13 protein-coding genes are annotated in these 12,662 nt (G+C 68.0%); 5 read left to right on the top strand and 8 right to left on the bottom strand.

What is annotated here, in order from left to right:
• Nucleotides 1-9 precede the first annotated feature (9 nt).
• The 5 genes from rutD to ACO1BU_RS01475 form a co-directional block, all read right to left on the bottom strand.
• Nucleotides 10-786, bottom strand: coding sequence for a pyrimidine utilization protein D (rutD, locus tag ACO1BU_RS01495; RefSeq protein WP_424134120.1), 777 nt, complete (start codon nucleotides 784-786; stop codon nucleotides 10-12).
• Complete coding sequence (rutC, locus tag ACO1BU_RS01490) at nucleotides 783-1,169, bottom strand: pyrimidine utilization protein C (protein ID WP_424134119.1); 387 nt, start codon at nucleotides 1,167-1,169, stop codon at nucleotides 783-785. The genes rutD and rutC overlap by 4 nt, the downstream gene beginning before the upstream one ends.
• Nucleotides 1,170-1,228: 59 nt before the next feature.
• Nucleotides 1,229-2,515, bottom strand: a complete 1,287-nt coding sequence (locus ACO1BU_RS01485) for an NCS2 family permease (RefSeq protein ID WP_424134118.1) — start codon at nucleotides 2,513-2,515, stop codon at nucleotides 1,229-1,231.
• 184 nt (nucleotides 2,516-2,699) lie between these two features.
• Entirely contained in the window at nucleotides 2,700-4,247 is a 1,548-nt protein-coding gene (locus ACO1BU_RS01480) for a tripartite tricarboxylate transporter permease (protein ID WP_424134117.1), read from the bottom strand.
• Between the two features lie 396 nt (nucleotides 4,248-4,643).
• Nucleotides 4,644-5,393, bottom strand: a complete 750-nt coding sequence (locus ACO1BU_RS01475) for a GntR family transcriptional regulator (RefSeq protein ID WP_424134116.1) — start codon at nucleotides 5,391-5,393, stop codon at nucleotides 4,644-4,646.
• 128 nt (nucleotides 5,394-5,521) lie between these two features.
• Between ACO1BU_RS01475 and ACO1BU_RS01470 the strand changes: the two genes are divergently transcribed.
• The 4 genes from ACO1BU_RS01470 to ACO1BU_RS01455 all read left to right on the top strand — a co-directional run bounded on the left by ACO1BU_RS01470 (nucleotide 5,522) and on the right by ACO1BU_RS01455 (nucleotide 9,712).
• A complete protein-coding gene (locus ACO1BU_RS01470) occupies nucleotides 5,522-6,496 on the top strand; it encodes a Bug family tripartite tricarboxylate transporter substrate binding protein (protein WP_424134115.1) in 975 nt (324 codons plus the stop codon).
• Between the two features lie 84 nt (nucleotides 6,497-6,580).
• A complete protein-coding gene (gene araD / locus ACO1BU_RS01465; protein WP_424134114.1) occupies nucleotides 6,581-8,380 on the top strand; it encodes an L-arabinonate dehydratase in 1,800 nt (599 codons plus the stop codon).
• Between the two features lie 10 nt (nucleotides 8,381-8,390).
• Nucleotides 8,391-9,107 carry a ribonuclease activity regulator RraA gene (locus ACO1BU_RS01460; RefSeq protein ID WP_424134113.1) on the top strand — a complete coding sequence of 239 codons (717 nt, stop codon included), beginning with the start codon at nucleotides 8,391-8,393 and terminating at the stop codon, nucleotides 9,105-9,107.
• 161 nt (nucleotides 9,108-9,268) lie between these two features.
• Nucleotides 9,269-9,712, top strand: a complete 444-nt coding sequence (locus ACO1BU_RS01455; RefSeq protein ID WP_424134112.1) for a hypothetical protein — start codon at nucleotides 9,269-9,271, stop codon at nucleotides 9,710-9,712.
• Between the two features lie 4 nt (nucleotides 9,713-9,716).
• On the opposite strand, the gene truA is transcribed toward ACO1BU_RS01455, so the two are convergent.
• From truA to def, 3 genes are read right to left on the bottom strand one after another with little or no spacing between them, the layout of a single operon-like run.
• On the bottom strand, nucleotides 9,717-10,478 hold the full coding sequence (gene truA, locus ACO1BU_RS01450; protein ID WP_424134111.1) for a tRNA pseudouridine(38-40) synthase TruA: 762 nt from the start codon (nucleotides 10,476-10,478) through the stop codon (nucleotides 9,717-9,719).
• 1 nt (nucleotide 10,479) lies between these two features.
• Nucleotides 10,480-11,376: a methionyl-tRNA formyltransferase gene (fmt, locus tag ACO1BU_RS01445; RefSeq protein WP_424134190.1), complete on the bottom strand. Its 897-nt coding sequence runs from the start codon at nucleotides 11,374-11,376 to the stop codon at nucleotides 10,480-10,482.
• A 23-nt stretch (nucleotides 11,377-11,399) separates the two neighbouring features.
• Nucleotides 11,400-11,939 (bottom strand): peptide deformylase, encoded by a 540-nt coding sequence (def, locus tag ACO1BU_RS01440; protein ID WP_424134110.1) that lies wholly within the window; start codon nucleotides 11,937-11,939, stop codon nucleotides 11,400-11,402.
• Nucleotides 11,940-12,158: 219 nt separating this feature from the next.
• Between def and ACO1BU_RS01435 the strand changes: the two genes are divergently transcribed.
• Entirely contained in the window at nucleotides 12,159-12,596 is a 438-nt protein-coding gene (locus ACO1BU_RS01435) for an Hsp20 family protein (protein WP_424134109.1), read from the top strand.
• Nucleotides 12,597-12,662: the final 66 nt, after the last annotated feature.

Genomic DNA, 12,662 nt, shown 5'->3' with positions numbered 1-12,662 from the left:
CCGCCCCGGTCAGGCGCGTTCCCCCAGAAGGAAATCGATCAGCACGGGGTTGAACACCTCCGGCTGCTCCACCGTGAAGGCATGCCCGCCCGTCTCCGTCACCCAGAGCCGCGCGTCCGGAAGTTCCTCCGCCAGTGCCTTTGACGCCGTCCAGGGCACGAGCAGGTCGTCGCGAGACGCCGCGACGAGGGTCGGGGCCGTGATCCCCGCCAGGTCAGTGCGCGCATCGAAGGCCCGTAGCGCCGCGATGCGTCGCAGCAGATTGGCCTCGCCCTGGAAATGGGCGGTGCCATGCGCGATCTCCGCGTCTAGCTTCTCGTAATGCTCGGCCATGTAGGGCGCAGTGTGCAGGAACAGCGGCTGGGCCGCGACATAGGCCGCCGGTCCCTGCGACTTCAAAATTCCGATACGGATGTCAAAGCATCGCTCCGAATGCCGCTCCACCTTCGCCCAGGCATTCACCGGCACGAAGCGCCCCAGGCGCGAGGGATGCCGCCGCGCCAGATCCAGCCCGACCAACCCGCCCAGCGCATGTCCCAGGAAATGCGCCCGTTCAATCCCGGCCGCGTCCAGCACCTGCACGACGTCATCCGCCATATGGCCGATGGTGTAGTCATCCGGCAGCGGCTCCGCATTGCGCCCGGTGCCGCGCTGATCGAAGGCAACGACCCGGAAATGCTCCTCCAGCGCCGCGCGCTGCGGCGCCCAGAACCCGGCCGCACCGCCCAGCCCGGCGGAGAGGACGACCGCCTCCCCGCCCGGCTTTCCCGTGACCTCGAACCTCACTTGCGGAGATGCGCCACGGTCGCGATCTCGACCAGCGCCTCCGGCTTCACCAGCCCGCACTGGATGCAGTAGCGCGCGGGCTTGTCGCCCGGAAAATACTCGGCATAGACGGCGTTGATCGCCGCGTAATTCGCCCAATCCGTCAGGAAGATGTGGTTCATGGTCACATCGGCCATGGTTCCGCCCGCAGCCTCGATCACGCCCTTGACCAGATCCAGCACATGCCGGGCCTGGGCGGCCGCATCGCCGGGATGGACGACATTGTTGTCCTTGTCGAAGGGCAGGGTGCCCGAGATATAGAGCACCCCATCCGCCATCGCCCCTGGCGAGAAGGGTGCGATGGGCTTGCCGGAGCCGGCGGGAATAACGGGAGTCATGGGCATATCGCGGTCCTCCGCTAGGAACGGGCGGCACGCAGCAATGCCCATGCCATCACGTTGGCTCAGCCCAGCGCGAACTTCACCGCCGAGAGCACAGCGATCAGCCACACAGCCCCATGCACCTCACCCGCGCGCCCGGCCACCAGCTTGATCAGCGCATAGGCGATGAAACCCAGCCCGATTCCCGTCGCGATGGAGAAGGTGAAGGGCATCGCCATCGCGCCCAGGATGGCCGGCAGGTATTCCGTCGAATCCTCCCAGGCCAGGTCCTTCAGCGATTGCGCCATCAGGCAGGCCACGAAGACCAGCGCCGGCGCCGTGGCGAAGGCGGGGATCGAGGTGGCAACGGGCGCGAGAAAGAGCGCGAGCAGGAACAGCACGCCCACCGTCAGCGCCGTCAGCCCCGTGCGCCCGCCGGCCTGAATGCCCGCCGCGCTTTCGATATAGCTCACGGTGGTGGAGGTTCCGAGCACCGCGCCGATCATCGCGCCGCCACTGTCAGCCATCAGCGCGCGCCCCAGGCGCGGCACTGAACCATCCGGCCGCATCAGCCCGGCACGATGGGTCGTGGCGATCAGCGTGCCCGCATTGTCCAGCAGGTCCACCATGAAGAAGGTGAAGACCACCGCGAACAGGCCGAGGGAAACCGCACCCGCCAGGTCCATCTGCAGGAAGGTCGGCGCCAGCGAAGGCGGGGCGGAAATCACGCCCTGGAAAGTGGTAAGACCGAAGGGAATGCCCGCCAGGGCGGTCAGCAGGATCCCGATGACGATGGCACCGGGCACCCGCCGCGCCACCAGCCCCGCGATGACCACGAAGCCCGCGGCGCCCAGCAGCACCGGCGCGGAGGCCACCTTGCCCAGCCCGACCAGCGTCGCCGGATGGTCCACCACCAGCCCCAGATTCTTCAGCCCGATCAGCCCGAGAAACAGCCCGATCCCCGCTGCGATACCGAGCTTGAGCGAAAGCGGGATGCCGTTGATCAGCCATTCCCGGAACCCCGCCAGCGAAATCAGGAAGAAGATGATCCCGGACAGGAACACCGCCCCCAGCGCCACCTGCCAGGAGATCCCCATGCCGCCCACCACGGCGAAGGCGAAATAGGCGTTCAGCCCCATCCCCGGCGCCAGGGCGATTGGGTAATTCGCCAGGAAAGCCATCAGTGCGCAGCCGATCGCCGCCGCCAGGCAGGTGGCCACGAAGGCCGCCCCCGCATCGATCCCGGCCGCGGCCATGATCTGCGGGTTGATGACGATGATATAGGCCATGGTCAGGAAGGTGGTCAGGCCTGCCACCATCTCCGTCCGCGGCGTGGTGCCGTTCTCGGCCAGCCTGAAGAGTCGATCCATTCCGCTCGAAGCCCCCTGTGCGAATCCCGTTGGCACAGGGAAACAGGCCAGGTGGGCAGGAGCAACCGCCGGGGCTGCCGCATGAACTGGTCCACCCCATCACCGGGCAGCGCCTGGCCGAATATCCGGCTCGGGTGGTCGATCGGAAGCCACGGCCAGGGGCTTCCTCCCTGGCCGTGCCCGGTCACGCTACCTCTTCGGTCAGCGCCTCGTCCTTCTTCCGCCGGAGCGCGGGCGACATCATCAGCAACAGTGCTACAGCCGCGACCGCCAGCAGGGATGCGCTGATCGGCCGTTCCAGGAAGGTCATCCAGTCCCCGCGCGAAAGCAGCATGGAGCGGCGCAGATGCTCCTCCATCATCGGGCCGAGCACGAAGCCGAGGAGAAGTGGCGCACTGTCCAGTTTCAGCTTTGCCAGAATATAGCCGAGCAGCGAGGCCGCTCCCATCATGTACACGTCGAAAACGCTGTTGTTCAGGCTGTAGGCACCGATGCAGCAGAACACCAGGATGGACGGGTACATGAACTTGTAGGGCACGCGCAGCAACTGAACCCAAAGCCCAACCATTGGCAGGTTGATGATCAGCAGCATGACATTGCCGATCCACATGGAGCAGATCAGCCCCCAGAATAGGCCGGGCTGCGCCTCCATCATGCGCGGGCCCGGCTGGATGCCCTGGATGATCAGCGCGCCGACCATCAGCGCCATCACGGCATTGGACGGGATGCCGAGCGTTAGCAGCGGGATAAAGGAGCTCTGTGCGCCGGCATTGTTGGCGCTCTCCGGCCCGGCCAGCCCCTCGATCGCGCCGTGGCCGAACTTCTCCGGGCGACGCGTGATCTTCCGCTCCAGCATGTAGGAGCCGAAGGAGGAGATCGAGGCGCCACCACCGGGCAGGATGCCCAGCATCGTCCCCAGCACGGTGCCTCGCAGGCTGGCCGGTGCGGCGTAGCGCCACTCCTCCCGCGTCAGCCACAGCTTGCCGCGCTTGGCGACGCTGCCGGCGCGCTTCTCCGGATTGCTCAGGTTGAGGATGATCTCGGAGACGCCGAAAAGGCCCATGGCCAGCACGACGAAATTGATGCCGTCCGACAATTCGGGCACGCCGAAGGTGAAGCGCTGCTGCCCCGTCTGCACATCGGTGCCGATGAAGCCGAGCATGACGCCCAGCATCACCATGGACACTGCCTTGAAGACATTCCCCTGCGACAGCACGCAGGAGACGATGAGGCCGAGCGTCATCAGCGAGAAGTACTCGGGCGGGCCGAAGGAGAGTGCCACCGAGGTCAGGGCCGGTCCCGCCGCCGCCACCACGCCGGTGGCGATGGTGCCGGCAAAGAAGGAGCCGAGGGCGGCGGCAGTCAGGGCGGCGCCCGCGCGGCCCTGGCGCGCCATCTGGTGTCCCTCGATCGCGGTGACCACGCCGGAGATTTCCCCCGGCAGGTTCAGCAGAATCGCAGTGGTGGAGCCGCCATACTGCGCGCCGTAATAGATGCCCGCGAGCATGATGATCGCCGTTGTTGGATCCTGCCCGAAGGTCAGCGGCAGCAACAGGGAGATGGTCGCGGTGGGGCCGAGGCCCGGCAGCACGCCGATGGCAGTGCCGATCAGCGCCCCGAGAAAGGCAAAAAGAAGGTTTTGAAAGCTCAGCGCAATCTCGAAGCCGAAGGCGAGATTCTCCAGCATGGAGCGATGCATTCCGAAGGCCGTGCGCATCCGCCTGCGCGCCATGCATCATGGCGCCGGCGCGGAAGGCGCGGCGGTGGCAGCCTGACAGGGATCAACGCGACCGCGCGTAGAGCGCGTTCAGGTGTGTAGCTGACTTCGGTAGCCGTCTGACGCCCGGGCACTGCCCCGAAGGGTGAAGTGCCCGAAGCCATTGCCGTCCACGCCGCCCGCGGAATGTGGGCAGCTTGCCAGGCGGGATTCCTCCCGAGATGCCATCCCCGGGCGGGTATCATCCCGGCCGGAAAAGGGGGATGGAAGCACGCGCGACGTTTCCTGCCTTTGTTGTGACTGGCAGGAATCATCGCAGAAGGTTTCGGCTAGGTGAACTAGTTTTCATCTAAAGAGCGCGTGAGGGTGGCTGCCGAGACAGCCGGCTTTGACTGCCTTCGAAGCAGCGCCCTAGCTGAAGAAGTCCGGCGAGGCGGCCCGCAGGCGGTCGGCCTCCGCGAAGGTGCCCGCCAGGTGCTGGCGCAGCCTTGCCTCTGCCCGCATCGCATCGCCGGCCAGGATGGCGGCCGCTAGCTCCTCGTGATCACCCAGGATGGCTTCGGCCTTGCCCGGCGCGGGCAGATGCAGCCGTCGCAACCGGTCCAGATGTCCGCTCCGCCCATGCACAAGATCCCGCAGCCCCGGCACACCGGCGGCCACGTAAAGCGCGGCGTGGAACGCCTCATCCGCGCTGGCAAGGCCCGCATGGTCATCCGCCGCCAGCCCGGCCCGCATCCGCGCGATCCCGGCCTGAAGCATGCCCGCCAGGGCAGGGGAGGGCGCCTGCGCCAGCCGCCGCACGATCTCCAGCTCGATGGACAGCCGCAAGAAATGCGCTTCGCGCGCATTGGCCAGATCGATCTTGGAAACGCGGGTGGCCGAATGCGGCACCACCTCCACCAGCCGCTCCTCCTGCAACCGGATCAGCGCCTCACGTACGGGTGTCTGGCTCAGCCCCAGCCGCTGCGCGATCGCCCCGCGCGCCAGCACCGTCCCTGGCGGCAGGGCCAGTGAGATCACCGCGTCTCGCAGCTGCTCATAGGCAAGTTCAGATGCCGATTTCCGCCGGCCGAGCGGCGAAAGTCCGTCCAGCCCGCCCTCCGGCGTGGCGGCAGCGCCCGGCCCCGCATCGGTCCGGTCAGAAGAGCGCAGGAGTGTCATGGCCCATTCCTCCTTAGCAGCCCCACTTCGGCCTTCCAAAGCGCCGCTTGACTCGCCTGCATCTCATATATCAGATGTCGGAAGGGATGAATGACAGCGGCCAAGCCGCGCAGCAAGGGGAACGTTTCATGCGTCTCATCACCCGCCGCATTGCAGCCGCGGCGCTGTTCTCGCTCGCCGCGCTGCCCGCCTCCGCCCAGGCTCCGTCCTGGCCCACCCAGCCGATCCGCCTCATCGTTCCCTTCTCCGCTGGCACCTCTGACACCATCGCGCGCCTGGTCAGCACGGAGATGGGCAAGGCCCTGGGCCAGACCTTCGTGGTGGAAAGCCGCCCCGGCGCCGGCGGGAATATCGGCTCCGAGGCCTGCGCGCGCGCGCCGGCGGATGGCTACACGATCTGCCTGGGCACGATCAGCAGCCATGCGATCAACCCCGCGATCTATCCGCGCATCCCCTATGACAATCTGCGCGACTTCGCCCCGATCACGCAGCTCGCCACCCAGCCGAATGCCCTGGCCGTGACGGCTAACTTCCCCGCCAAGAACGTCGCCGAGCTGATTTCCTTGCTGCGCTCCCGCCCGCCGCGCGACCTCGCCTTCGGCACCTCCGGCGTCGGCACCTCCATCCACCTCGCCGGCGCCCTGTTCGGCCAGCTCACCGGCACGGAGATGGAGCACGTCCCCTATCGCGGCAGCGGCCAGGTCACCACGGCGCTCCTCTCCGGCGAACTGCCGCTCGCCTTTGATAACTTCTCCTCCGTCTGGCCGCTCGCGCGCGAAGGCAAGCTCCGCATCCTCGGCGTCACCTCCCGCGAACGCGCCGAAGCCGCGCCCGATATCCCGGCCGTCGCTGAAACCGTGCCCGGCTTTGAAAGCCTCTCCTGGCACGGCTTCTTCGCACCCGCCCGCACGCCGCCCGCGATCGTGCAGCGCCTGCAACAGGAGGCCGCGGCGGCCCTCGCTACGCCCGTCGTGGCGCAGCGCTTCCGCGAACTGGGCATCACCCCCGTCGGCAGTACGCCCGAGGCCTTCCGCGCCTTTGTCGAGTCTGAAACCAAGCGCTGGGGCGAGGTTGCCAAGCGCGCCAATATCACCATCGATTAGCGTTCCGGCTTATCCTCGCCGATGAGCGGCGCCCGCCTTCGCGGCGCCGCCAAGGGGAAGCGCTGGAAAGGACATGAAGGCAGAATGACCATGGCAAACGACCCGAACCTGCCGCCCGATCCGCTGGAGCCCGGCAGCACGAAGCAAGGCCCGGCCCGCAAGACAGCCGCCGAGCTTCGCTCCGCCCGCTGGTTCGGGCCAGCCGATCTCCGCAGCTTCGGCCACCGCTCCCGCGCCATGCAAATGGGCTACGCGCCGGAGGAATGGACGGGCAAGCCGGTCATCGCCATCGTCAACACCTGGTCCGACCTCAACCCCTGCCACGTGCATTTCAAGCAGCGCGTGGATGACGTGAAGCGCGGCATCCTCATGGCCGGTGGCTTCCCGGTCGAGCTGCCGGCGATCTCCGTCTCGGAGAGCTACGTCAAGCCGACCACCATGATGTACCGCAACTTCCTGGCCATGGAGACAGAGGAGCTTCTGCGCTCCCATCCCGTGGACGGCGCGGTGCTGATGGGCGGCTGCGACAAGACCACGCCCGGCCTGCTGCTGGGTGCCACCAGCATGAACATCCCCTGCATCTTCCTGCCCGCCGGCCCGATGCTGCGCGGCAACTGGCAGGGCAAGGTTCTCGGCTCCGGCTCCGATAGCTGGAAGTACTGGGACGAGCTGCGCGCCGGAAAGATCACCGACCAGGATTGGCTGGGGGTGGAAGGCGGCATTGCCCGCTCCTACGGCACCTGCATGACCATGGGCACAGCCAGCACCATGACCGCCATCGCCGAAGCGGCCGGCATGGTCCTGCCCGGGGGCTCCTCCATCCCCGCCGCCGACTCTGGCCATATCCGCCTGGCCTCCGAAAGCGGCCGCCGCATCGTGGAGATGGTCTGGGAAGACCTGACGCCGCAGAAGATCCAGACCAGGGCAGCCTTCGAAAACGCGATCGCCGTCGCCATGGCGATGGGCTGCTCCACCAACGCCATCATCCATTTGATCGCCATGGCCCGCCGCGCCGGTCAGGATATCGGGCTGGAGGATTTCGAGCGCTATTCGCGCCGCGTGCCGGTGATCGGCAATGTCCGCCCCTCCGGCAACCAGTATCTGATGGAGGACTTCTTCTACGCCGGCGGCATCCGGGCGCTGATGAACAACATCCGCGAGCACCTGGACCTGTCCTGCCTCACCGTGACGGGCAAGACCCTCGGCGAGAACATCGAGGGCGCCCGTGTCTACAACGACGACGTCATCCGCCCCGTCTCGAATCCGATCTACGGGGAGGGCTCGCTGGCGGTGCTGAAGGGCAACCTCGCCCCCGATGGCTGCGTCATCAAGCCTGCCGCCATGGACCAGCGCTTCCTCAAGCATTCCGGCCCGGCCGTGGTCTTCGACGACTATCCCTCCATGAAGAAGGCCGTGGAGGACGAGAACTACCCCTTCACCCCCGACACGGTGATGGTCCTCCGCAATGCCGGCCCGCAAGGCGGCCCCGGCATGCCGGAATGGGGCATGCTCCCCATGCCCAAGAAGCTGCTGAAGATGGGCCTGCGCGACATGATGCGCATGTCCGATGCCCGCATGTCCGGCACCTCCTACGGCGCCTGCGTGCTGCATATCTCTCCCGAATCCTATATCGGCGGCCCGCTCGCCCTGCTCCGCACGGGCGACATCGTCACCGTCGATGTCGATGCGCGCAGCATCAACATGGAGGTCTCCGAGGAAGAGCTGGCCCGCCGCCGCGCCGAGTGGAAGGCACCCGAGCCGCGCTTCGAACGCGGCTATGGCTACATGTTCACCAAGCACATCCAGCAGGCGAACGAAGGTTGCGACTTCGACTTCCTGCGCACCGAATTCGGCGCCCCGGTCCCCGAGCCGGTCATCTACTGAGGAAACCTCCATGCCCCTGTCCGACGCGACGCGCCAGAAGCTGAAGGGCGTCAGCACCGCCACACTGGCAACCGCGCTTTTCAAGCGCGGCTTCCGCCAGCAGTTCATCCAGGATGTGCGGCCGCTTCGCCCGCGCAAGGAGAGTATGGTCGGCGAGGCCTTCACCCTGCGCTACATCCCTGCGCGCGAGGATCTCAACAAGCTTGAGGTCTTCAGGGATCCCGAGCACCCGCAGCGCAAGGGCGTGGAAACCTGCCCGCCCGGCGCCGTGCTGGTGATGGACAGCCGCAAGGATGCCCGCGCCGCCTCCGCCGGCTCGATCCTCGTCACCCGCCTGATGATGCGCGGCGTCGCCGGGGTGGTGACGGATGGCGGCTTCCGCGACGCGCAGGAGATCGCGGAACTCGACATCCCCGCCTATCACAGCCGCCCCTCCGCCCCGACCAACCTCACGCTGAACCACGCGATCGACCTGAACGTTCCCATTGGCTGCGGCGATGCCCCGGTCTTTCCGGGTGACGTGATCGTGGGCGACGGAGACGGCGTCATCGTCATTCCCCAGGAAATCGCCGACGAAGTCGCCGACGAGGCCGTGGAGATGACAGCCTATGAGGACTTCGTGACGGAGCGCGTGCGGGCCGGCCAATCCATCAGGGGCCTTTATCCCGCCACCGATCCGAAGAACCTGGAGCTCTTCGCCGCCTGGCGGAAGGAGAAGGGGCGATAATCCCGCGCCGCCTGCGCCAGATCGCCAGGGCGCTGCCGCTGCTCGCCATCGCGGGCTGCGCGCAGCAACCGGGCGCCGACGCGCTCCGCTCCCTGCGAGCCGAGGCCAACCTCGATGCCCGCGGCCTCGGAAGGGGCCGCGCGGCGGAGCGTCCGGCCACGGTGCAGGCCCAGGAAACCCCCGGCGCCACCCTCTACACCGTCGCGCCGCGCCTCCAATCCGGTTCGCCCGGCAGCCTGCCCATGATCGTCACCGGCTTCGGCGCCGAACGCCCGCGCAACGGCGCTCCGGTGCGCTACCGCGCGTTGGTCAGTGTCAGCAATGCACGCGGCTTCGGCGGCTTTTCCAATGCCGAAAGCCGGCAGGCCCCGGGTATCGAGGTCCAGGTTCTGAACCGGGCCAGCGACTGCCTGGGCACACCCGCCTGCCTCTACACCGAAACCCTGCTTCTCACTTTTCCGCCCGCCGCGCTGCGCCAGGCGGCCGAGGCCGGAACGCCGATCCGGATCCGCCTGAACGGCAACGCCGCCTTCGTCGAGACGGCCATTCCCGCCACCCATCTCCGCGCCCTGGGCGAGGCTCTGCCTTTTCCGACGGGCGGCTGATGCCTCAGCCCCAGTCCAGCGGCGGATCGTAGCGCACGCGCAGGAAGCATAGCCCTTCCGGCGGCGCCGTCTGCCCGGCCTTGCGCCGGTCCCGCCCATCCAGCACCGCGCGCGGCCATTCCACGCCCCGGCGCCCCCAGCCCACCATGGCCAGCGTGCCGACCATGTTCCGGACCTGATGATGCAGGAAGGACCGCGCCTCCACCTGCACGACAATCTCCTCGCCGTGGCGCGACACATCCAGCCGGTCCAGCGTCCGCAGCGCATCCTTCGCCTGGCAGGAAGCCGCGCGATAGGCGGAGAAATCGTGCCGCCCCAGCAGGCGCTGTGCCGCCTCATGCATAGCCGCGGCATCCAGCGGCTGCGTCACATGCCAGACCCGCCCCATCTCCAGCGCGGGCCGCGCCCGCCGGTTCAGGATGCGGTACCGGTAGGCCCGGTGTACTGCCGAGAAGCGCGCATTCCACTCCTCATAGGGCCGCACCACCGCCAGCACGGAAACCGGATGCGGCCGCGTGCGCGTGTTCAGTGCCTCCCGCACCCGCTCTGGCGGCAGGTCGATCGAAAGATCCACCTGCGCGACCTGCCCCTCCGCATGCACCCCGGAATCCGTGCGCCCGGCGGCGCCGATCACCGGCACCACGCCCCCATTCAGCGGCGCGGCGGCTTCCTCCAGCACCTGCTGCACGGAAAGCCCATCGGCCTGCCGCTGCCAGCCCACGAAAGGCGTGCCATCATACTCGATCAGCAGGGCGTAGCGCGGCATGTCAGCCCAGCAGCGTGCCGGCCGGCACCGGCGTGCCGCGCAGGAAAGCCAGCGCGTCCATCGCCGCCCGCCCGGCCTTCTGGACGCGGGTCAGGCGCAGCGCAGTGCCGCCGCCGCAGGCCACCAGCAGCGCATCGTCCAGCACCGTTCCCGGCGCGGCATCCCGCCCCGCCGCCGGTTCCGCCGCGATCACCCGCAGCATCTCGCCACCCAGGCTGGTGAAGGCGCCGGGCCAGGGATTCATCGCGCGCACCCGCCGGTCCAGCGCCTCAGCCGGCTGCGACCAGTCCAGCCGCCCATCCTCCTTGCCGAGCTTGGGCGCATAGCTCGCGCCTTCCTCCGGCTGCGGCACCGCTGGCGGATCCTCCTCCAGCGCACGCAAGATCAGTCGCGCCCCGATCTCGGAGAGCCGGTCATGCACCATGGGCGTCGTATCGCGAGGCCCGATGGGGATAGCCTCGCGCAGCAGCATGGGCCCGGTATCCAGCCCCTCATCCATGCGCATGATAGTGATGCCCGTCTCGGCATCCCCCGCCAGCACCGCCGCATGGATCGGCGCCGCCCCGCGCCAACGCGGCAGCAGGCTGGCATGAATGTTCAGGCAGCCCCGCCGGGGTGCGTCCAGCATCGGCTTCGGCAGGATCAGCCCATAGGCGACCACCACCGCCGCATCGAGGTCCAGCGCCGCGAAGGCCTCATGCTCCGCCACGTCGCGCCGCACCCGCGCAGGCGTCCGCACCGGCAAGCCCAGCTCCAGCGCCGCCTGGTGAACGGGGCAGGGGGTCTCCTTCTGCCCCCGTCCCGCCGGCCGCGGAGGCTGCGCGTAAACGGCCACGATCTCATGCCCCGCCGCATGCAACGCCCGCAGCGCCGGCACGGAAAAGGCCGGGCTGCCCATGAAGGCGAGCCGGAGCTTGCGGCTCACATCGCCTCCCGCGACTTCAGCTTCTGCTCCTTCAGGAACTTCTTCAGCAGCATGTTCCGCTTCAGCGGGCTCAACCGATCCGTGAACATGATGCCGTCCAGATGGTCGATCTCATGCTGCAGGCAGGTGGCCAGAAGATCATCCGCCTCCATCTCCCGCCGCGTTCCGTCCAGCTCCCGCCAGCGCACCTTCACCCGCGCCGGCCGCTCCACATCCGCATATTGCCCGGGGATGGAGAGGCAGCCCTCCTCCCGCACGGCCCGCTCTTCGCTGGCCGCCACGATCTCGGGATTCACCAGCACCATCGGCCCTGGCGCACCGTCCTTCTGGATGTCGATCACCACCAGCCGCAGCCCTTCGCCCACCTGGGGCGCGGCCAGCCCGATGCCTGGCGCCTTGTACATGGTGGCCAGCATGCGCGGCGCGAGTTCGCGCACCTTGTCCGCATCGCCCTCGGCCACGGGCCGTGCCTTGGCGCGCAGGATGGGCGCGGGATGGAGCAGGACGGGAAGGAGGGGGACGTCGGTGTCGGTCATGACTCTGGGCGGTACTCTGGGCGGGCGATCGGAAAGCGTTCGGCGCCGCATGTAGGGCAGATCGCGCCCGGGCGAAATGTTTGATCGGCAAGGAAGCCGAGTGGCCGGAACGCCGCCCCCGATCTTGCAACCGTCTCGCGGATTGCCAATATCGGTGCCGTGGGCCGGTGCCTTGACGGGCCGGTCCCCGTGGCTTCGCTTCCTTGAGGATGCCGCTTCATGTCGCGTTCGCCGGTCTTCGGATCGCCGCTCTTCCTGGGCTTCGACCATCTCGAGCAGATGCTCGATCGCGTCCAGAAAACAGCCGATGGCTATCCACCCTACAATATAGAGCAGATCGCCGCCGACAGGCTGCGAATCACCCTGGCCGTGGCGGGCTTCGCCATGGAGGACCTCCAGATCACGCAGGAGGACAACCAGCTCGTGATCCGCGGCCGCCAGAAGGACGATTCGGAAGGCCGCATCTTCCTGCATCGCGGCATTGCGGCCCGGCAGTTCCAGCGCGCCTTCGTCATCGCCGAAGGCATCGAGATCGAGGGCGCCTGGCTCGATAACGGCCTCCTCCATGTGGAGCTGCGGCGCCCGCAGCCGGAGGTCCGCGTGCGGACCATCCAGATCAATGGCCGCAACCGCCCGCTGGTGGATGGCCAAGCCTGAGTTCCCGGGGCGGCGCCCGCCACCCCGGATTTTCCCCGCCCTGAAGGCCTTGCCGAACCGGGAGGC

Origin of the sequence: Roseomonas chloroacetimidivorans, assembly GCF_049629625.1 — a bacterium.
GTDB classification, from domain to species: domain Bacteria; phylum Pseudomonadota; class Alphaproteobacteria; order Acetobacterales; family Acetobacteraceae; genus Roseomonas; species Roseomonas chloroacetimidivorans.
Note: the sequence above shows the minus strand (reverse complement) of the source record. Positions and strands in the feature narration are given on the sequence as shown.